The organism is Haloferula sp. (assembly GCF_049672945.1).
Classification (GTDB): domain Bacteria; phylum Verrucomicrobiota; class Verrucomicrobiia; order Verrucomicrobiales; family Akkermansiaceae; genus Haloferula.
This window is the reverse complement of sequence record NZ_JBATWY010000056.1, coordinates 26,794-47,120: the sequence shown is the minus strand read 5'-3', so window position 1 is coordinate 47,120 and position 20,327 is coordinate 26,794. Positions and strand designations below refer to the sequence as shown.

Below are 20,327 nucleotides of genomic sequence, written 5' to 3'. Positions count from 1 at the left end.
GGCTTCCGAAAAGGACGGCCGCTTGCGCCGACGAGTGTTCGCCGTCTTCGATCCCAAAGTGACCTTTTTCCTCTTCACCGCCATGCGCGGAGAAGGAAATACTTAGGATTTCTTAAGGAATCAAGATAGAAGACGGGGGTGACAGTGTTTATTTGACCACCTTTTTTCCCGCCTTTTCCCAAGCGAGAATCCCGCCCTTGAGGTCCTTGATCTCGGCAAATCCGAGTTTTTCCATGACCTTGGAAGCCTTACCGCTACGACCGCTACTCCGACAGTAGACCAGGACGGGCTTCTTCGGGTCGAGCGCCTTCACCACCTTTTCCGCAAATCCCTTCTCCAGGTAGTCCACCCGGATCGCGCCTTCGATGTGGCCGCCATTCCACTCCTCCTCCGTCCGCACATCGAGCAGTTGAATTTTCTCCGAGATCAGCTTCTCCGCCTCTTCGACCTTCACCACCGATACCTCGGCAAAAGCGAATCCCATCAGTGCCAGCCATGTGGAAATGATTTTCATGAACGTGACCCTACACTCAGCAGCCGCTCATGGCAAACGCCGTCGAGGGTCGAACTCAACGCCACTCCCCGCGCCGCTCACGTTCCCACTCGATCCGCTCATTCAAAATTGGGCATCACCCCTCGCTTGATCATCGCTTGAAGTCTTCCGTCCCAACGGGACACCCATCCCAAAGCCTGGGGTTGCGAGGCACGAGCTACCCCAGGTGGGCCATCAGAAGAATCCCTGCGCCAAAGGCGTTGCATCCCGGCCCACTCCCGATGCCCCAATCGCTCGCAGCCGTCTACCTCCATCTGGTTTTCTCCACCAAGGATCGCCGACCTTTTCCAAAGAACCCGGACCTCCGTCGCAAGACCCCGCTTTGGAGAGCTTTGCCTGGCAGGCGGGTTACGGAGTCCTCCCGGTGAGCCCGTCCAATCTCGGCACTGTCGAAGAATCCATTGCCAATCAGGAAACTCATCACCGCAAGCTCAGCTTCCAAGACGAATTTCGCATCATGCTTCGGAAGCACCGGATCGACGACGACGAGCGATACGTTTGGGACTAGCCCTTTAGGGACACAACTCCTTCGGAGTAGAAAAACCACGGCACACCCATCCCGGGGTAGCCCTGCAACCCCGGGCTTCGGGATTTTGTCCCTTTGGGACATGAGATTGCCATTCAGATCCATTCAGATTCTCTTCACCTTTAGCCAGAATTCACCGCCACTCCCCACGCTGCTCGCGCTCCCACTCAATCCGATCATTGAGGTTCCGCGCCTTGATCCTCGTATTCCGCTTCGCCCGACGCTCGGTCGTCATCTGACGTTTCTTCGCGCGGCGAGCAAGCTCCTCGATCTCGTCATCGAGCTTCAGAAAACTCTCCAGTCTCTCGACATCCAGTTCCCCATCCTCCACCGCCGCACGAATCGCACAGCCCTTGTCGGTGCCGTGCTTGCAGTCGTGGAACTTGCAGCGTGAGGCGATCTCCTCAACGTCTGAAAAGCTGTCGCGCAGGGTCTTCTCATCGGTCCACATCTGGATCTCCCGCATGCCCGGGTTGTCAATCAGCATCCCGCCACCTGTCAGGGGCACCAGCTCACGGGTCGTCGTCGTGTGCCGCCCCTTGCCGGTGACGTCGTTCACCTCACTCACCCATTGCCAGTCGTCGCCGTAGAGCTTGTTGACCAATGTCGATTTCCCGACACCACTTGAACCTACGATACACATCGTAGTTCCCGGAGTGAGATAGGACTTGAGAATCTCAAGTCCATCACCCTTCAACGCGCTGGTGATGTGGATATCCGCTTCCGGACAAAGCTCTCTCAAATCCTGCGCCGCATCTTTGCACTGCTGCTCCGGGAACGCGTCGCTCTTGTTCATCAGCACCACCGCCTTCGCGCCGCTTCGTCCGATCAAGGTGAAATAGCGCTCCATCCGGCGCGGATTGTGATCCGGTCCGGGGTCGGTCACCACCGTCACCACATCCACATTCGTCCCGATCACCTGCTCCTCGGTCGTCTTTCCCGGCATCTTCCGCGAAAAGCACGAACGCCGCGAAAGCCGCGCACGGATGACGTGATCAACGTCTTCATTTCCATATTCGATCGCCACCCAGTCCCCGACCGCCGGCAGCTCGGCATCATTCACCGCATCGTGCCAGACCTTCCCGCCGAGGACCAGATCAAGCTCCTCCAGCTCACCCTCCTCATCGATGATGAAAGCGCTGTAATTGATCGGCGTTTCGCGGATCAGGCGCGCTGGCACCCAGCCACGCGCCCGATGCGGTTCAAATTCCCGCTCGAAATCGTCATTCCATCCGAGCTCGGCCAACGTCATTCGGCCCGGAGTGTAGGTCGATGCGGGCAATCTGTCGACCCAGCACTCATTCCTCCGCCTCCCGGGCTTGCCCCGGGCGAAAAGCACCGCTAAACGTCCGGCCGACATGGCCTCGATCAACGCAAACTTCCTCAAACTCAAAGCCGGCTACCTTTTCCCTGAAATCGGTCGCCGGGTGAAAGCCTTTACCGATGCCAATCCCGACGGCGCCGCCAAGTTGATCCGCTGCGGCATCGGCGATGTCACCGAGCCGCTCCCCGAAGCCGTCCGCCAGGCGATGCACGACGGCGTCGACGAACAAGGCGACCGCGCCACTTTCAAAGGCTACGGCCCGGAACAAGGATACGAATTCCTCCGCACCGCCATCGTCGAAAACCAGTTCGCCGATCTCGGCATTTCCGCCGATGAGGTTTTTATCTCCGATGGCTCCAAGTGCGACTCCGGCAACATCCTCGATATCTTTGGCGAAGGAAACACCATCGCCGTGACCGACCCCGTCTACCCCGTCTACGTCGACACCAACGTCATGGCCGGCAACACCGGCGAAGGCGATGCCAACGGTGCCTACGAAGGCCTCGTCTACCTCCCCTGCACCGCCGAGAACGGCTTCGTCGCCGATCTTCCCAAGGAAAAGGTCGACCTCATCTACCTCTGTTTCCCGAACAACCCGACCGGCACCGTCGCCACCCGCGAACAGCTCAAGGCCTGGGTCGACTACGCCAAGGCCAACGACTCGATCATCCTCTTCGACGCCGCCTACGAAGCCTTTATCCAGGACCCGGAGATCCCGCACTCCATTTTCGAGATCGAAGGTGCCCACGACTGCTGCATTGAATTCCGATCCTTCTCGAAAAATGGTGGCTTCACCGGCGTGCGTTGCGCCTACACCGTGATCCCGAAGACCGTCACCGGCAGCACGCCCGACGGCACCCGCGTCCCGCTTCATCAACTCTGGAGCCGCCGTCATTCGACCAAGTTCAACGGCGCCTCCTACCCCGTCCAAAAGGGTGCCGCCGCCGTCTTTTCCCCGGAAGGAAAAGCCCAGGTCGCCGCCCTGATCGAAGGCTACATGGCCAACGCCAAACTCCTCCGCGAAGCCTGCCAAAACGCCGGCCTGACCGTCTTCGGCGGCGAGAACGCCCCCTACGTCTGGGTTGCTTGCCCGGCAGGCGTCAGCTCATGGGACATGTTCGACAAAATGCTCACCGAAGCGAACGTCGTCATCACCCCCGGTGCCGGCTTCGGCTCCGCCGGCGAAGGCTACTTTCGCATCTCCGCCTTCAACTCCCTCGCCAACGTCGAGGAAGTCTGCAAGCGGATCGCAGCAGCGTTCGCGTAAGGAGCTCAGACACTCCAGTCGGACGCGGAGTCTTGAGGTGGCTTCGTCAGACAAGAGTGTCTGACCTCCCTACTCCGCCGCTCGCACCCCCTGAATGATCACCTGCAGACTCGTCCGACCGCGGAAGTGGTTCCGATCGATCGTAAACGCGATGTCCCACGGCGGGTCCGGCAAAGCCACTTCGCCCCCTCCAAAGTAAACCGCATCCTGCTCGTGATAGCCCTGCCGCAAGTGCAGACGCAGATGCTGGTTCTTCATGTGCACCGGCGGACGACTTAAATTCACCTCGCGCGACATGAAAATCGGCTGCGGGTTGCTGTTCCCGAAAGGTTGCAGCAACTCGTACTCCTTGAGGAACTCCAGCGACAGATCCGAGAAGGGAATCTCCGCATCCACATACAAACGCGGCTGCCGCTGCTCCTCGTCGGTCGCCTTCAGCACAAACTCGCCAAACTCTTTCCGGAAAACATCCAGCTTGTCCTCCTCCACGGAAATGCCTGCCGCCATGTCGTGACCACCGCCCGCAAGCAGATGTTGCCGGGAAGCGTTGATTGCTTCGACCAGCGACACCCCTTCGATACTCCGACCACTGCCTTTACCGACACCGTTCTCATCGATCGCGATGATGAAAGTCGGCTTGTTAAATTGGCGCATCAGGCGTGAAGCCACAATTCCGACCACTCCGGGATGCCAGCTCCGCGAACCAAGCACGATCACCGGATCTCGCTTGGGATCAAAGGTTTCATTCAACATCGCCAAAGCTTCCTTGCGAATTTGCACTTCGTGAGCCTGACGACGGCGGTTGTAGCCCTCGAGACGCTCGGCGAGCTCGTGCGCCTTGCGCCGGCAATCGGTCAGCAGGGTCGCCAGGGCATCCTCGGGCACGTCCATCCGACCCGCGGCATTCAGACGCGGGCCCAGTCGGAATCCCACATCCATCGAGGTCGCCCGACCATTCATGCCGGCCACTTCCTGAAGCGCTTTCAGCCCCGGATTCAAAGTATTCGGCAGGCGCTTGAGTCCGTGCCTCACCAGCAGCCGGTTCTCGCCCAACATCGGAACGATGTCGGCAATTGTCGCCACCGAGACCAATTCAAGCAACTCCTTGAGATCAAAACCCTCCCGCGGCCGCGTCTTGAGCAAGGCATGCCCCAGCTTGAAGCAGACTCCAGCCGCGCAGAGATAAGCCGGGCCGCCCCCGCACTTCGGATTGACCAGCGCCACCACGTCCGGCCGTCCCTTCGGCCCGGGTTCATGGTGGTCCACTACGATCACATCGATGCCATCCTTCCTCAGCGCCGCAATCTCATCGACCGAGGCCGTGCCACAGTCCACCGCGATCAAAAGGTCCGGCTTCTCGCCTTCACTCGTCATCCGCGCGATGGCCGCGCTACTCAACCCGTAACCTTCTGAACTTCGCTTGGGAATGAACGACCGAGGCTCCAAACCATACGCCCGAAGCACCTGGCGGGTCACCGCAATCGAACTGACGCCATCCACATCGTAGTCGCCATAGATCACCACTTTCTCGCCGCGATCAGCCGCCAGAAGAATTCGATCGACCGCTTCCTTCATCTCCCCGATTTCAAAAGGATCTCCCAGGTCTTTCAGGCGCGGCCGCAAAAAAGTCTCAAGCTCATCACCCGCCGGAAGCCCCCGCTGAAGGATCAAATGCTTCAAAATCGCAGGGAAATCCCCACTTTCGCCGTTTCCGTCGGATTGGAAAGGCGCGCCGCGGAGAATCCAACGAGTCGGCAGGGATCGCATCAGTTGAGACACCCTAGTCGAGCTGATGACACCGACAAGCCCGCAACTCGCGGACCTTCTTTCCATGACCTCAAATCGCCAAAGCCCTCCCAGACACCGCGCGCGAAGCGACCACTCTCGACAAGTCCAAGGGCCATCGAGTTCGGGAAGAATCGGACCAGAATGGATAGGATAGATTGGATGAAGACCCTGAAAATCCGAAGATCATCACCTTCAGCATCGGAATTGGGTTCCAAACTTCGCCATGGTCTGAGGACAATGACTCCAAAATCCTAACCCTCTTGGTCCAAAAACACTCCGCAGCAGCCGATTTCTCCCCAGCTTGATGGCCCTGCGACAAGCATCTGAATTTCACCGTTGAGCATCTCGGCCTTCCGCACGATCATCGTCCAATGCCTGATCTCGTCCGTGTCGAACCCGTCGCCCTGCTGCCCACGCCTGCAGGCTGCGCGGTCTTCCTCGGCGATGGTAAAAAAGTCATCGTCTTCTACATCGATATCGCGATCGGCGCTTCCATCAACGCTTCCATGGCCGGCCAGACGCCACCCCGCCCCCTGACTCACGACTTGTTTCTCAGTGCAATGGAGGGCTTCGGCGCCAAGCTTTCCCGGGCGGTCATCATCGCCGTCGAAGAGGAAGTTTACTACGCCCGCCTGATTCTCGAGGCCGAGAACGAGATCATGGAGCGTAAAATCGTCGAACTCGACGCCCGCCCCTCCGACTGCATCGCCCTCGCCGTCCGCGCGAAGTGCCCGATCTACGCGGTCAAGGACCTGTGGGAAAGCCTTCAGGACATGTCCCCCGTCCTCGAAGAAATGCGGGACAAAGGAATGGAGCTCGGCGGGGAATAATCACCCATGCGAATTCTCCCAGCCACCAATTACAAAAAGGCCCCTTGCGCCTTCGGCACTCCTTCATACGGTCGACTGTTCCAAATACCATGATCACATCCCAGCTGCCCACCTACCTTTCGGAGGAAGTCCTTCTCAACCCCGAGAAACGCGACTTCCCAAAATTCGATCTCGTTCGTCTTCTTGGCAACGTCTTCGAACCCACCAGAGGTTGCCGAATCTGTATTCTTACGGATTTCGACGAGCCGGCCGAGCTCATCAAGGACTTCAATTACCTCACGGAAAGCGGATTCCCCGTTCAGAAGAAAGCACATGAAGCCTTCTACCAGACGCTTCACCAAGGCGCCATGGAAGCCCTCGGCATGAGTGGCGGTGAAATGTTCGCCTACAAAACGACCCGGGGCTCCAATCTCGATCTCGAAGATGAGGTCTGGGATACCAACGGCAAACAACTTTCGCTCGATGCGGACATCTATCCGAACTACGACATCATCCTCTGCATCTCGACCTTTTCCGCCACCGCTCCGCTGACCGCCAAATGCAAGGAATTCGGGTTCCGCGGAGCAACCATGCATGGCGTCAATGACGTCATTCTCAACTCAGGCCTGACCGTCGATTACAACGAAGTCTCTGCCGATGCCGAGCGCATCCGCCTCGCCATGACCAAGGCCGATGAGGTTGAAATCGACTTCGCCCTCGAAGACGGACGCATCCTCACCGCCTGGCTCGGACTCGACGCCCAGGAAGCGCAGAAGTCCCATGGCCTGTGCAAGGGCGAGAAACCCGACATCGCCAATCTACCCGCAGGAGAAGTCTACTTCGTCCCAAGCGACGCCCGTGGCCACTTCCCGATGAAGTATGAAGACGGCACTCTCGGCGTCCTCACCGTGGAAAATCGCAACATCATCAAGTCCGAATTGATCGAAGGCAGTCAGGCCACGATCGACACCCACAACGCGCGTCTTCAGGACGACCCGATGACCGGCACCCTTGGCGAACTCGGATTCGGCACTCAGGTGCTTCCCGTTTCCTACTCGGATATCCAGGACGAAAAAGTCCTCGGAACCTGCCACCTCGCCACCGGACGCGACGACCATCTCGGAGGCGACATCGTTCCCGACATGTTCAAGAAGCACGAGAATTCGACCCACGACGACATCCTCTTCGCGCCTCACAAGACTCCCAACTTCAACGTCAAGGAAGTCCGCATGAAGCGTGGTGACCAACAGGAAGTGATCATCGAGAATTTCCGTCCATCCCGCTACATCATGGACGCCCTCGCCTCCGCTCGGGATTGACATCCAGCCTTCACTCCAATTTTTTCGCTCAGAGAAACCCGATCAAATCCTTGATCGGGTTTCGCTTTTTCCGGTGTAATGGAGACTCATGAAACGCTACCACCACGTCGACTTCACCGACCTTCCGCCGATTGACTGCTGCTGCGGAACCACCCGCCGGGCCTTCGTCGATCAAGCGGATGCCCCTGCCTCCGCACACTATCTCGAAGTCCGTGACGAACCCACCACCCACTATCACAAGAAAACCACCGAGATCTATCTGGTCCTCGAAGGCGAAGGCCATCTTGAACTCGACGGCGAATTGGTCCCGGTGAAACCCCTTAGCGCCGTCATGATCAAGCCCGGCTGCCGCCACCGCGCCATCGGCAAGCTGAAGGTCATCAACCTCCCGATTCCCAAACACGACGACAACGACTTCTTCTACGACGCGTAGCTGCGGCGGCCCGCCGCAGGCCGTGCGCGGACCGGCCCGGTCCGCCAACCCTTCTAACCATGCCCGACAACCTCTACGAAACCGACAAGCTCGTTTCCGAATACCTGCTCTTCCACTACGGCAGCGCCGAAGAAATCCTCCCTCCCGGCGCCCCACCGGGCATGCGCGAAGCACTCGACTTCGCCGTCCGCACCCAAACTCATTTTTCCAGCACGTCCGAACGCGCCCTCGACCTCGGCTGCGCGGTCGGGCGATCGAGCTACGAAATGTCTCGTACTTGCCGCGAAGTCGTCGGCATCGATTACTCGCACGCTTTCGTCAATGCCGCTGCCGCCATCGCCAAGGGCCCGCTTGACTACACCCGCCTCGACGAGGCTCACCTCAGCACCAAGCTGAAAGCCCACCTCCCCGATGGCGTCGACCCATCAGGAGTATCTTTCGAGCAGGGCGACGCCATGCACCTGCGCGCCGACCTCGGTCAGTTCGACCGGGTCCACGCTGCCAATCTCCTCTGCCGCCTGCCCGAGCCCGAAAAGCTCCTCAAGCGCCTGCCCGTACTCGTTTCTCCCGGCGGCGAGCTCATCATCGCCACCCCCTGCACCTGGCTCGGCGAGTTCACCCCTCCGGAGAACTGGCCGAAAGCTGCCACAATTGACTGGTTGAAAGACCACCTCTCTTCAGACTTCGATCTGGTCCTCACCAAGGACGAACCCTTCCTCATCCGCGAAACCGCGAGGAAGTTCCAATGGACCAGCTCCCAACTCAGCCAATGGAAACGCCGATGAAAAGCTTCTACCTACTTCTACTTCTCTGCTCCCTGAAGGTCACCACAGCAGCGCCCGTTCTCATCAATGACCCCGCACTCGAGGATGCCTTCAGCGTCAATGTCGGAGCGCTCTCGGAACATGAGAACCACCGCAGCGGCGAATACCTCGCCAAGGCCGTCAACGATTGCCCGACTCACTGCGAAGCGCCCCCACTCGTAAGCGCCGCCCCGGAGGACCCAGCGGATGCCGTCTTCCTCATTGGTGCCGTCTACAAATGCGACAAATGCGACAAGTGGCACATCTCCGGCATTGCCACCGCCTGGTGCCTCTCCGCCGACGGCCTGATGGTCACCAACCACCACGTGCTCGAGAAAGCCAAAGGCACGGTCATGGGAGTGACCGACCGCCGCGGCAAGGCATGGCCGATCACCGAAGTCGTCGCTGCCGACCCGGCCCAGGACATCGCCATTTTCCGCGTCGATGGAGAAGGCTTCAGCCCGCTCCCCCTCGGCAAACCAGCCGATGTCGGCACGCCGGTTCGGGTCATCAGTCACCCCGCCCGCATGTTCTACACCCAGACTTTCGGGGAAGTCGCCCGCTACCACGTCGGAGCTCACAAAAAGAAAAAGATCATCAACATGATGATCACCGCCGACTACGCGAAAGGTTCATCAGGCGGCCCGGTCCTTAATCCAGACAACGAGGTCGTCGGCATCGTGTCCTCCACCAAACCGATCTACTACAGCACTGAAAAGGGCAAGCCCACCGGACCCCTTCAAATGGTCGTCAAAAACTGCATGCCCGTCTCCGCGATCCACAAGATGTTCAAGAAGGAGACCGCAGCGAAGGAAGAGCCTGCTCCCGTCAAAGCCCTGCTCGTCACCGGAGGATGCTGCCATGACTACCAATTTCAAGCCGCCTCCCTCACCTCCCACGCATTCGCAGACGCCAAGATCGATTGGACCGTGGTGCTTGAAGGCGGCGAGAAAAAGGACTTCCAAAATCCGCTCTACAACGACCCCGACTGGGCCAAGCCCTACGACGTCGTGGTCCACAACGCATGCTTCGCAAACACCACCGACGCGGATTACATCCGAAAGATCACCGCAGCGCACAAAGGAGGCACCCCGGCCGTCGTCGTCCACTGCGCGATGCATACCTACCGCGGTGCCAAGATCGATGACTGGCGTGAATTGCTCGGCGTCACCAGCCGCAAGCACGAGCACCAGAGCCGCTATCCGGTGAAGACCGTGAAGCCCGAGCACCCGATCATGAAAGGGGTTCCCGCCGACTGGGTGACACCCATGGATGAACTCTACATCATTGAGAAAACCTGGCCAAGCGCCACCGTCCTCGCCACCTCGGCCAGCGAAAAGACCGGGAAGGAATTCCCCGTCATCTGGACCAACGACTTTCACGGTGCCCGCGTCTTCGGAACCACCTACGGCCACACCAACGAGGCTTTTGAAAACAAGATCTTCCTCGACCTCCTGACCCGCGGGATCCTCTGGTCCGCCGGCACGCTCGATTAACCATTGGCCCGATCTCCTTCTCTCGGCGCGGACCAGCCAAAGAGGCCCGATCCCTGCGGATCAGCGTGCCTTTTCCAAGAGTCAGTTCGGGTATTCAAATCATCTCCGGGATTGCACCCTGAGCTTTCTGGTAAATAATACTCCCCAGATTACGACCGGATCTTCCATGAACAAACCACTCCGCATTCTCGCCACCATCGCCCTTGGCGGTGCCGCCATTCTCTTCAGCTCCTGCAGCAACGTCAGTTCGGGCGGCACCTCCGGTACCGCCTTCTCATTTGATCCACCTGCCAAAAAACCGAGTAATCCTTCCGCCGTCAAAGTCCACATCAGCACCGGCGCCGGGAAGCTCTACGTCACTGAAGGGAACGAGGTGCTGCTCGCAACACCCGTCGGCGTCGGCACCAGTGCCAATCCGACCCCAAAGGGAACTCACCGGATCACCTCGAAGACCCGCCACCGCCGCCGCCAAAGCAATCCCGGCGCCGGCTATCCCATGACTTACTGGATGTCCTTCTACAGCCCGGCCTACGGCATGCACTGGGGCTTTGTGAAACCTTACCCCTCCACCCACGGCTGCGTGCGCATGCCGCTGAAATCCGCCCGCAAGGTCTTCGACATGACACGTGTCGGCACTCCCGTGATCGTCGCCAGCTCGCAGCCATGGGACTCCACCATCGGCGCCAAACTGCCCCGCCTCGACGATAGTCCGCTTCCCAATCCTCCCGACAGCTACATGAAGAGCAGCAAGGTCTTCGCGGACCAGGAGCAGGGCAAAATGTGGAACTTCAATTAGGAATGCGCTGATTACAGAAGCGGGCCGCCGCTGCGAGTCATTTTGTCTGCTGGCAAGGCGTGACGAAGGAGTTGGTCGGGACCAACGACTGAGGAACCACGCAGTCAGAGGGCAAAAGCGCCGGAGTTCGCCCCACGCGGTGCGAGGAGGAGAAGGTGTTCAGACCCAAAAAGCCTTCGACGGCTTGCGGATTGAATCGGCGTTTGTCTGGGGTTCCGAACCTGATTCACGACCCCCTTGGGGGGATTTCATGGCCATGGATCGTTTCTCATGAAACGATGGCCACCCATGAAACCCTTGCTTGATAAGGACGAGGTCGAGCAGCTCGATGAGCAGCAACTGGAAGCCTACGCACAGACCGTTCTCGCCACGGAAAGAGATCGCAAGTTGCTTCTCGATCACGCCTCAGGCTATCGTGGCCGATGGCTCTCGGGATTCCTGTTCCTCGCAGTCTTCATCGCCGTCAGCCTGTTGGATCTCTCTCCAACGATGAGCAATACCATCCTCTGCGTGACGGTTTTCGCAGTGGTTCAGTGGCATGCCACCGGGATCAATCGCCGCATCGACGCCGTCATCAGGCTCGGACGAAAGATCGAGGACTAGCCGCAACCCCCTCACCGGGGGTCCGAACCAACCCATGGGTAACACATTGACCGGAGACATGGGTGACACTTGGTAGTTGCGGAACAGCGACCGGAAGGCGTCTTGTGTCCAGCGCACTCTCAGGTCCGGCATCGCCTCGGCCTTAAGCAGGAAGCGGCTGAAAAGATCGCTCCCCGTCAGCGGATCGCAACGCTCCCCGTCGCCCAGCGGGAAGCTGTCAGCGTGCCCCGCTCGACGGCAAACAGCCCTCCCCGCCGCTTCCGCGCCTTGACCAGTCCATTCCGCTTGAGAACCTCACCCACGGTGCTCACCGCAGGCTGCCTTTCCAGGCCGTACTTCGTCTCAAGAACCCATCTGAGCTTCTTCGGCCCCCAGCTCGGATGAAGCCGCTTATGGCTGACAATCAACCGTTCGACTTCCGCCCCGGTCCGGTTCGCCACGCACTTCGGCGCGCTGCTCCGATCCGCCAATCCCTTCGACCCTTCAGCCCGGTATCGCGCCAACCACTTGTGGCCCGTCTTTCGTGAAATCCCAAAGCTCGCACACAGCTCCTTGACTTCAAACCGCCCGCTCTCCGCAAGGCTCGCAAATCGTATTCTCTGTTCCATTGGTGACTCGGTTTCCCAGGGCATTCACCTCCCTGACGTGTCACCCATGCCTCCGGTCAATGGGTTACCGATGTGCTCGGTTCATACCATCCGCCCCACGTTCGTCATTTCCTAGTGGGTAAACCCGACCACTCCAACAGCGTTTAGGGCGTCAACTCTTCCACGATGAGGAAGAGGCTTCCGTCGCGCTCGGGATTTTCCGGAGTGAGGAGTGGGTCGGGAATCGTGACGGTGAACCGCCCGCCCTCGGCCGGCCGCTCGTCGTCCTCGGAGGAAATGGCATCGAACCCGGGCAGCAGGACAAAGCCGGAGAGACCGGTGCTATAGCGGATGGCGTACACCTGATCCGCTCGGGACTCCCAGGTCAGGATGATGTTCGGACCCTTGGGTTCAATCTCGGTGACTCTGAGGGACGAAACTCCAGCCGGCTGCTTGGTCAATCGGACGTCATCGAAGTCCACCTCATAGCTGCGGGTGTCCGGATGATCGACCGCTACCAGGCGGATCGCGAGCGGTTCGCCGAGCGCGGTGTGAGCGGGTACGGAGACGAAACGCACCTCCTTTTCCTCCCAGCCGCCGGGAGCCGGAGCTTCTCCGGTCGATTGGACCAGAAGCTCGGATCCCGGCCGCAGCTCAATTCGGAAGCCGGCTCCGGGAAGCGGATTGGTGCGCGGATACCCAACCCGCACCTTTAAGGCGTATTCCGTCGAGGGCTCGAGAACGCTGGAAAGCACTTGCTCAATACCGGCGTCGTATTGTGGTCTCGTGAGGGCATAGCCGGCGTTGTTTCCATCCGGCACCAAGCCGCTGGGGTAACCGTCGAAGCTGTCCGGATTCCAAGTGCCGGTCGCCCCGATTCGCGGTTCAACGACCCATGTATCCGGATCTTCCGGGAGGTATCTGCCCTCGGTCCAGGCCGGTTGAACTGATTCAGAGTCATCGTCAACAAGCGGCGGTTCCTCGAAGCTTCCGTTGCCAATCGGCAGATCGGTCCGAGGATCCGGAGATGGAGTGGCCTCGAGCGACACTTCGTCGAAATCGACCTCGTATCCGCTCCTGCCCAATCCATCGGAGAAAGCGGTCGCGATCAGCCGGATCTCCATAGCTTCGCCCAGCTGACCCGGAGAGGATCCGGAATGATAGACCAACTGATGCTCCGCCCATGCCCCCGCCGACGGTGAGGACCGGGACTTCGCCGCAAGCAGGATTCCTCCCGCCAGGAGTTCAAGCCGCGCGGCAGCAGTCAGGTCGGATTCGTTGTAGAAGGAGTTGCCGACGCGGACCCGCAGCTCGTAGCGGGTGTTCGGTGCCAGAGTCTCATTCATTACCTGCGCCAGACCCACATCCTCATTCCGGGTTGACAGGGCATAGCCGGTGTTTTCCCCGGCGAAGGCTCCGGCGGTAAATCCGTCCACGGCGTCCGGATTCCACACCCCGGTGTCGGAGGCCGACAGCGCTTGGTCGATCCAGACGCCGGGTTGGAGCGGGTCGTAATATCCACCGGTCCAGCCAGGTTGAGAGGTGACAAACACCCCATCGGCCAGGGCGGGCTGTTCGAAGCCGGAGTTTGCGACGCTCACGGGCTGGCCTTCCGCATGATCACCTGTGGCAGGCAAAAACAAGAGCACGGCCAACCGGGGAGTGAGAAGACGAACCATGATGCTCGCAAGCCAAGAGCGGAAACGGGCGCATGGCAAGCAGGGAAATGGGGTGGGTCCCACTGCTACCCAAGACAGTCGGCAGTCATCGGTTTGACTTCTGATTTAAAAAAGGTAAAAAAGGGGTCAGTCAAGGTTTTCATTACCAAAAAGCAGCGCTGCAAGGCTTGTGCGTATGGACAGGATGTCCACTGCCGAAGCGTTCAGGATGAACGCGCTCCGTTGACGAGGTTGGGAGGAGGCCAAACCCTGAGGGGGGCTTCGGCAGGGCGGGAACCCTTCCTTCGCATGAAGCGCGCCGGCGGACAGGCTGCCCTTTCTCCGCAGGGCGTGGACAGCAGGCTGTCCCACGGAAACAGCGGCAGCAGGGCTGCCGCAGTCCACAGCCTTCAGCCCTTAAAAGCCCTCTCCACTTCGTCCCCAATCGCCGCTATCCCCTCTCTCACCGTACGCTCGTCCATGGTGAAGGTCATGCGCAGGCACTCGTGACGGTGCGCCCAGCCATCATCTTCGAGACCGAAAAAGAAATAGTGGCCAGAAATGATCAGCACACCGCGCTTTTTCAGGCGTTCGTAAAGCTCCTTCGAAGTGATGGGCAGGCCGGGAAACCACAGCCACAGGAAAAGCGCTCCTTCACTACGGTGAATGTAGTATTCAAATTTTTTCCCAAAACTCTCCTTCACCCATTCCTGCGCCAGCCGCGACTTCTCGACGTAGAACGGCTGCACCGTTTCCCTGGCCAGACGCAGGATTTCTCCACTCTCGATCAGCGGTGTCGCGATCGCCTGACCGATATTCGGATTTGAAAGACCCACCACCGAACTCATCTCCGCCACCGCTTTGGCGATCTTCGGATGCGCCACCACGATGCCCGTCCGCGTACCGGGCAGGCCGATTTTTGAAAGACTCAGTGTCAGGATGATGTGCTCGTCCCAAACCGGATTCGCTTCCGTGAAGATGATATTCGGAAACGGCGCGCCGTAGGCGTTGTCGATGATCAAGGGAATCCCATGCTTCTTCGCCAGGGCCGACAGCTTGGCGATCTCTCCATCCGTCAGCACATTGCCGGTCGGGTTCGTCGGGCGCGAGACGCAGATCGCTGCGATGTCATCCGTGATTTTCAGTTCGTCAAAATTGACCCGGTACTTGAACTCATGCTCGCCGGTCTTCTCGATCCGCGGCGGCACGGCCCGGAACAGGTCACCGCAAGTCCCTTGATTGGCGTAGCCGATGTATTCCGGCACCAGCGGCAGCAGGATCTTCTTCCTCCGGCCATCCGCCATGTCGCCGGCCAGCAGATTGAAGAGGAAAAAGAAGGCCGTCTGACCGCCGGCCGTGACGGCAAAATGCTCATCGCCGACGTCCCAACCAAACTCATCCCGGCACATTCCGGCCAGCGCCCGAATGAAGCCGGGGTTCCCCTGGGGTGGGTCGTAGTTGGCCAGCATCCGCTCCAAGGCACCGGGCTCTTCGAGAATCTCCTCCATTCTCCGACGCCACAGGGCATTGACTTCGGGAATGTGGGCCGGCTGCCCGCCACCCAGCATCCGGATCTCGTCGCCGCCACTGGCCAAGGCATTACCAAGGTCCTCCATCAGTTCGCCAATGCCGCTGCCACAGGCCAATTCCTGGCCGAGTTTGGAAAATTCGAAGTCCATCATCACAGGTGCCGTTGACCTCCGGGGTCAGGTGCCTATGTTGAACAGCGAATCCCCAACCACGACCTCAAAAATCATTATGGCTATCAATACTGGCGACAAAGCTCCCGACTTCACCCTTGTAACCAAAGGCGCTGAGGGCCCGGAACTCGTGAAACTTTCCGACCTGGTCGGCAAATCGAATCTCGTCCTGCTCTTCGTGCCAATGGCCTTCACCGGCGTCTGCACCACCGAGTTCTGCGACATTTCCTCCGGCATCTCCGACTACGAAGCGCTCGACGCCAAGGTCATCGGAATTTCTGGCGACAATCCTTTCGCACAAGCGGCCTGGGCCGAGAAGGAAGGCATCAGCATCACGCTTCTCAGCGACTACGAACACGAGGTCGCCAAGGCCTACGGAGTTGCCTACGAGCAGTTCCTCCCCGAGGCCAACCTAATCATGGGTGGCGTGGCGAAGCGCTCCGCCTTCGTGATTGATAAGGAAGGCATCGTCCGCTACGCCGAAGTCCAGGACCACCCGAAGGACCTGCCCGATTTCGACAAGGTGAAGGAAACCCTCAAGGGCCTCGCCTGAATCCTTCAATGAAAACGCCCCGCCGGAAGGCGAGGCATTTCGGATCGCACGCCATCCCGGCGTGCGATTTTTTTGTGCGGATTACTCGGCGGCGTCCTCTTCCTCCCCCTCTTCCCCTAGTGCCTCTGGCACGGGCGGAAGGGCAGGCTCGGCGCCAAGCCCCGGAGTCGGCGCATCATCCGGCAGCGCTGGAATTTCTGGCATGACCGGTTCCGGTGCGTCAGGATCGATATCCGATGGAATCACCGGCGCATCCGACGTGGTCGGATCCACCAACGGATACCCCCCATCCACCGGAGGCCAGACCTGAACGGCAGAATCGTCCAGAGGGGCGACCCCAGCCGCACTCGCATTCTGGTCGATCACCTGCACGGAGAGAATGTAACCCACTTCACCGCTGTCGAGTTCGCCCTTCACATAGCTCCCTTCGACGGAAATCACCTTCATCGGGGTATTCGCTGGGAGCGTCTTGTCAGCAATCGTATCGCCATCGGGCTTTCTCTTAAAGAACGCCGCGTTGTTCATCGAGGTCTTAACAAAGGTACCAGGTCGGATGCCGGTGTCGACCAGCCCGACATTCGGGCCGCCTCCTCCAGCGGCATCGAGCGGGTCATAGCCACCCGTGTTGAATGAGCCTCCCCCACCGCAAGCAGCGAAAATCAGGGAAACAGCAGGGAGATACAATAAGTGCCTGTTCATGGAAACGCTAACAGCGTGCCACGCGTCCCGGTGGGGGTCAACGGCTTATCAAGCACTCGAAGACGTACTCCCGCAAGGCCTCCCGCCAATTCCTCGGCTGGCTCCCGATCAGGTCCGACAGCTTCCCCGTGGCCATCGCCGTGTGCCGTGGACGAGCGGCACGAAAAGCCGAAATCTCATCCAGTTTCTGCGTTTCGACTACCGGTCGAACTTTCAATCGACCTTCCTCAAGCAGGCATTCCACCACCTCCAGAGCCATCCCGTGCCAGCTGACCGGCTCACCTCCATTGCAGGCATGTAGGACGTCGTTCGGGAATCCCGTTTCCAGCCCCGCTCCCACCCACTCCGCCAGATCCCGGGTAAAAGTCGGCAGAGAGGTCTTGTCCGCCACCGCCATCAAGGGCTCACCGGCAAGCGCCCGCGTGATCACCTGATCAGGAAAGGCTGGCCTCTCCGGGCCAAAGACCCACGACACCCGCATCACACAGCCGCCCTCATCCAGCACCCGCCGCTCGCCCCCGAGCTTCGATTCTCCATAAACCGAAATCGGCTCCACGCGGAAATCCTCGTCATGAAGACCGGGCACGTCGCCCGCCAGCACATAGTCGGTGCTGAAATGCACCATCCCACGTCCGCTCAAACGGCAGACCTTCGCCAATTCACCCGGTGCTTCGGCATTGATGCGCCGCGCCAGCTCCGGATCATCCTCGCAGGCTTCCAGCGACGTCATCGCTGCGGGATGCAGCAGCAGGTCGAAATCCAGACGACTCAACCGTTTGCCGAGATCCGGCGCCGAGAGGTCAAAATTTCCCCGGTCCAACTCGTGGACCTCAAAAGTTTTGCCGAGCCGATCTGCCAATGCGCGTCCGACCCGGCCTTGGGTCCCGGTGATTGCCAGCCTCACACCACGCCGCTCTCGCGCAGCTCGTTTTCAACGAAACCGTTACCTCCCGCCCTGCGGATCCCTTCCAGACGGCGACGAGCACCGCGGCGGGTCTGCGGAGCATTGACCTTGTTGACGATGCCTCCAACCGTCAGTGGCACCAGCGCCACCACACCAAGGGCCGCGAGACCAATCGCAAAGCCGCGCCGGGCATTGGAATTCATGACTTCACCGAGAATCAGACCCGCCGCCGCACCAAGCAACGCCGGAGCTGCCAACGCCGTGTTCTCCGTCCAGTCACGATCATCCTCTTCAATCATCTCTCTCATGCCTCCACCCTAGCCGAAGCGAAGGATTCGACAATACCGGAAACAGGTACCCCGCCGCCGAGACTTCAGACTTTTCGCTAACAGAACATTCGCTACATTGCCGCCGACTTTCCTCAGACAATCATGGCATCCACCTACGCACTCATTCTCGCCGGCGGCTCAGGCACTCGATTCTGGCCTCTCAGCCGCAATGCCCGCCCCAAGCAACTCCTCGACCTCTTCGGCGATGACACCCTGCTCGAGCAGACCATCGCCCGCCTCGAAGGCCTCGTCCCCAGGGAAAACGTCCTGATTCTCACCAATTCCCTGCAGGAAGCCGCCGTCCGCGAGGCCGCCTCCATGCTCCCAGCAGAAAATATCTTTGCCGAACCCGCCAAACGCGACACCGCCCCCGCCGTCGCCCTTGGCATCGGCCTCGTCGCCGCACGCGATCCCGATGCCACCATGATCGTCCTGCCGGCCGACCAGCTGATCAAGGACACCGAGGCCTACCAATCGGTCATGCGGGACGCGATCAACACCGCCGAAAAATCCGACGGCCTCGTCACTATTGGTATCAAGCCCACCTGGCCCTGCCCTTCCTACGGCTACATTGAGCGCGGCAACCGCGCCTCGATCCCGGGGCTCGATTGCGAGAACCCTCCCGCCGAAGTGAAACGCTTCCGCGAAAAACCCAGCACCGATCTCGCCGAAACCTTCCTCGCCAGGGGTGGCTTCTGCTGGAACGCCGGCATGTTCGTCTGGTCACTGCCAACCGTCATTCGCGAACTCTCCACCCACGCACCCGAACTCGCCAATTTCGTCTCCGAACTGCTCCACAGCAAAGACCTGAATGCCACGGTCAACGCCCAGTTCCCGAAACTCACCCCAATCTCGATCGACTACGCCCTCATGGAGCAAGCCAGCCGCGTCTACAACATCGAGGCCACCTTTGATTGGGACGACGTCGGCTCATGGCTGTCCGTCGCCAAGTATCTCGATACCGTCGGCGACCACAACAACGTCAATTGCCCGATCACCGAAGTCGATTCAGAGAACAATATCGTCTTCAACGCGAAAAAGGGCACCCACATCGCGCTACTCGGCGTCGATGACCTCATCGTCGTCCAAACAGAAGACGCCATCCTCATCGCCAACCGCCATCAGGCCGACGCGATCAAGAAACTCGGCGACAAACTTCCCAAGGAGCTGCTCTAACGACCGCATCCTCACAAAAAATCGCGCGAAATCATGTCCCATAAGAAGCCGCCCACCGTCTCCCTCTCCCTCACCGTCAGGTGTGCCGATGTCGCGAGCGCCCTTGATTTCTACGCGAAGGCGTTCGGAGCCGTCGAGTCGTTCCGCCTCTCGGCTCCAGACGGTTCCATCGCCCATGCCGAGTTCGACATCGGCGACACCCACCTCTTCATCTCCGGCGAATCTCCTGAGTGGCTGGCACACGCCATGCCCGAAGGCACCACGGCTTCCTGCCTGTTCGCCATCGACAGCGAGGACTGCGACCGGGCCTACGCCCAAGCCATCGCCGCCGGTGCCACCTCCGTCGCCGCACCCGAAGACCATTTCTGGGGTTCTCGAGATGCCATCGTCCGCGATCCTTTCGGCTACCGCTGGTGCTTCGGTCAGAAGACTGAAGACATCACCCCGGAAGAGATCGCCAGACGCGCCAAGGAACTCTTTGGCGCTTGAACCAACTGCCTTTCACTGATCACTGCCAACTGATCACTCGGCACTTCCCATGCACCCCGCCCTCGGCATCGATCATGGCGACGCCCGCATCGGCATCGCCGCCACCGACCCCGTCGGCATCATGGCCCACCCGGTCGAAACGATCGACGTCCGCAAGACCGACGCCATTGAACGGATCGCAGCCCTCTGCGATTCGCGTGGCATCCAGACCCTCGTCGTCGGCATCCCCTACCGCCTCGATGGCTCGGAAGGCACTTCCGCCGAAAAGGTGCGCCGCTTCGCCAAAAAACTCGCCGCCCGCCTGCCTGAGCTCCCCCTCGAGTTCATCGACGAGTCCTACACCACCATTTCCGCCGCCGAAAAACTCCACGATGCCGGCCGCAACGCCAAAAAACAAAAAGCCGTCATCGACCAGGCCGCTGCTGTCGAAATTCTCAATCTGTGGCTCGAAACTCTAGCCTGAGAATTCCCGGCTTTCGGTTTTGCCAAGCCCAAGATCACGCTTAGCCATCTAG

Annotated in this window: 22 protein-coding genes; 13 read left to right on the top strand and 9 right to left on the bottom strand. The window is 59.8% G+C overall.

Annotated elements, in window-relative coordinates:
- Window positions 1-148: 148 nt before the first annotated feature.
- Window positions 149-514, bottom strand: a complete 366-nt coding sequence (locus WBG04_RS05115) for a rhodanese-like domain-containing protein (protein WP_424313304.1) — start codon at window positions 512-514, stop codon at window positions 149-151.
- Between the two features lie 403 nt (window positions 515-917).
- Here WBG04_RS05115 and WBG04_RS05110 point away from each other — a divergent pair, with 403 nt between their 5' ends.
- Window positions 918-1,061 carry a hypothetical protein gene (locus WBG04_RS05110; RefSeq protein WP_424313303.1) on the top strand — a complete coding sequence of 48 codons (144 nt, stop codon included), beginning with the start codon at window positions 918-920 and terminating at the stop codon, window positions 1,059-1,061.
- A gap of 151 nt (window positions 1,062-1,212) precedes the next feature.
- Here the strand turns inward: WBG04_RS05110 and rsgA are convergent, their stop codons facing one another.
- Window positions 1,213-2,331, bottom strand: a complete 1,119-nt coding sequence (gene rsgA, locus WBG04_RS05105) for a ribosome small subunit-dependent GTPase A (protein ID WP_424313302.1) — start codon at window positions 2,329-2,331, stop codon at window positions 1,213-1,215.
- A 106-nt stretch (window positions 2,332-2,437) separates the two neighbouring features.
- Between rsgA and WBG04_RS05100 the strand changes: the two genes are divergently transcribed.
- On the top strand, window positions 2,438-3,670 hold the full coding sequence (locus WBG04_RS05100) for an LL-diaminopimelate aminotransferase (RefSeq protein WP_424313301.1): 1,233 nt from the start codon (window positions 2,438-2,440) through the stop codon (window positions 3,668-3,670).
- Window positions 3,671-3,739: 69 nt separating this feature from the next.
- Here WBG04_RS05100 and recJ read toward each other — a convergent pair whose 3' ends face one another.
- Window positions 3,740-5,437, bottom strand: coding sequence for a single-stranded-DNA-specific exonuclease RecJ (recJ, locus tag WBG04_RS05095; RefSeq protein ID WP_424313300.1), 1,698 nt, complete (start codon window positions 5,435-5,437; stop codon window positions 3,740-3,742).
- A 392-nt stretch (window positions 5,438-5,829) separates the two neighbouring features.
- On the opposite strand from recJ, the gene WBG04_RS05090 reads away from it, so the two are divergent.
- From WBG04_RS05090 to WBG04_RS05060, 7 genes are all read left to right on the top strand, one after another.
- Window positions 5,830-6,288, top strand: coding sequence for a bifunctional nuclease family protein (locus WBG04_RS05090; protein ID WP_424313299.1), 459 nt, complete (start codon window positions 5,830-5,832; stop codon window positions 6,286-6,288).
- Between the two features lie 89 nt (window positions 6,289-6,377).
- Window positions 6,378-7,586 carry a hypothetical protein gene (locus WBG04_RS05085; RefSeq protein ID WP_424313298.1) on the top strand — a complete coding sequence of 403 codons (1,209 nt, stop codon included), beginning with the start codon at window positions 6,378-6,380 and terminating at the stop codon, window positions 7,584-7,586.
- Between the two features lie 88 nt (window positions 7,587-7,674).
- On the top strand, window positions 7,675-8,019 hold the full coding sequence (locus tag WBG04_RS05080) for a cupin domain-containing protein (RefSeq protein ID WP_424313297.1): 345 nt from the start codon (window positions 7,675-7,677) through the stop codon (window positions 8,017-8,019).
- A gap of 59 nt (window positions 8,020-8,078) precedes the next feature.
- Window positions 8,079-8,804, top strand: coding sequence for a putative 4-mercaptohistidine N1-methyltransferase (locus WBG04_RS05075; protein ID WP_424313296.1), 726 nt, complete (start codon window positions 8,079-8,081; stop codon window positions 8,802-8,804).
- A complete protein-coding gene (locus WBG04_RS05070) occupies window positions 8,801-10,318 on the top strand; it encodes a ThuA domain-containing protein (protein ID WP_424313295.1) in 1,518 nt (505 codons plus the stop codon). The genes WBG04_RS05075 and WBG04_RS05070 overlap by 4 nt, the downstream gene beginning before the upstream one ends.
- A 166-nt stretch (window positions 10,319-10,484) precedes the next feature.
- The gene (locus tag WBG04_RS05065) at window positions 10,485-11,114 is read left to right on the top strand and encodes a L,D-transpeptidase (RefSeq protein WP_424313294.1); all 630 of its coding nucleotides are present in this window, start codon (window positions 10,485-10,487) and stop codon (window positions 11,112-11,114) included.
- A 288-nt stretch (window positions 11,115-11,402) separates the two neighbouring features.
- Window positions 11,403-11,717 carry a hypothetical protein gene (locus WBG04_RS05060; protein ID WP_424313293.1) on the top strand — a complete coding sequence of 105 codons (315 nt, stop codon included), beginning with the start codon at window positions 11,403-11,405 and terminating at the stop codon, window positions 11,715-11,717.
- A gap of 176 nt (window positions 11,718-11,893) precedes the next feature.
- On the opposite strand, the gene WBG04_RS05055 is transcribed toward WBG04_RS05060, so the two are convergent.
- The 3 genes from WBG04_RS05055 to WBG04_RS05045 all read right to left on the bottom strand — a co-directional run bounded on the left by WBG04_RS05055 (window position 11,894) and on the right by WBG04_RS05045 (window position 15,644).
- Window positions 11,894-12,325 (bottom strand): helix-turn-helix domain-containing protein, encoded by a 432-nt coding sequence (locus tag WBG04_RS05055; RefSeq protein ID WP_424313292.1) that lies wholly within the window; start codon window positions 12,323-12,325, stop codon window positions 11,894-11,896.
- 143 nt (window positions 12,326-12,468) lie between these two features.
- A complete protein-coding gene (locus WBG04_RS05050) occupies window positions 12,469-13,983 on the bottom strand; it encodes a hypothetical protein (protein ID WP_424313291.1) in 1,515 nt (504 codons plus the stop codon).
- 389 nt (window positions 13,984-14,372) lie between these two features.
- Entirely contained in the window at window positions 14,373-15,644 is a 1,272-nt protein-coding gene (locus tag WBG04_RS05045; RefSeq protein ID WP_424313290.1) for a valine--pyruvate transaminase, read from the bottom strand.
- A gap of 76 nt (window positions 15,645-15,720) precedes the next feature.
- On the opposite strand from WBG04_RS05045, the gene WBG04_RS05040 reads away from it, so the two are divergent.
- Entirely contained in the window at window positions 15,721-16,215 is a 495-nt protein-coding gene (locus WBG04_RS05040; RefSeq protein ID WP_424313289.1) for a redoxin domain-containing protein, read from the top strand.
- A gap of 81 nt (window positions 16,216-16,296) precedes the next feature.
- Here the strand turns inward: WBG04_RS05040 and WBG04_RS05035 are convergent, their stop codons facing one another.
- From WBG04_RS05035 to WBG04_RS05025, 3 genes are read right to left on the bottom strand one after another with little or no spacing between them, the layout of a single operon-like run.
- Window positions 16,297-16,914, bottom strand: coding sequence for a hypothetical protein (locus WBG04_RS05035; RefSeq protein WP_424313288.1), 618 nt, complete (start codon window positions 16,912-16,914; stop codon window positions 16,297-16,299).
- Window positions 16,915-16,951: 37 nt separating this feature from the next.
- A complete protein-coding gene (locus tag WBG04_RS05030; protein ID WP_424313287.1) occupies window positions 16,952-17,818 on the bottom strand; it encodes an SDR family oxidoreductase in 867 nt (288 codons plus the stop codon).
- On the bottom strand, window positions 17,815-18,126 hold the full coding sequence (locus WBG04_RS05025) for a hypothetical protein (RefSeq protein ID WP_424313286.1): 312 nt from the start codon (window positions 18,124-18,126) through the stop codon (window positions 17,815-17,817). Before WBG04_RS05025 ends, WBG04_RS05030 begins: the two co-directional genes overlap by 4 nt.
- Window positions 18,127-18,249: 123 nt before the next feature.
- Here WBG04_RS05025 and WBG04_RS05020 point away from each other — a divergent pair, with 123 nt between their 5' ends.
- The 3 genes from WBG04_RS05020 to ruvX are packed head-to-tail and all read left to right on the top strand — an operon-like array spanning window position 18,250 to window position 20,275.
- Window positions 18,250-19,323: a mannose-1-phosphate guanylyltransferase gene (locus WBG04_RS05020; protein ID WP_424313285.1), complete on the top strand. Its 1,074-nt coding sequence runs from the start codon at window positions 18,250-18,252 to the stop codon at window positions 19,321-19,323.
- Window positions 19,324-19,356: 33 nt separating this feature from the next.
- Window positions 19,357-19,812 (top strand): VOC family protein, encoded by a 456-nt coding sequence (locus WBG04_RS05015; RefSeq protein ID WP_424313284.1) that lies wholly within the window; start codon window positions 19,357-19,359, stop codon window positions 19,810-19,812.
- A gap of 49 nt (window positions 19,813-19,861) precedes the next feature.
- Window positions 19,862-20,275, top strand: coding sequence for a Holliday junction resolvase RuvX (gene ruvX, locus WBG04_RS05010; protein WP_424313283.1), 414 nt, complete (start codon window positions 19,862-19,864; stop codon window positions 20,273-20,275).
- The last annotated feature ends 52 nt before the right edge of the window (window positions 20,276-20,327 follow it).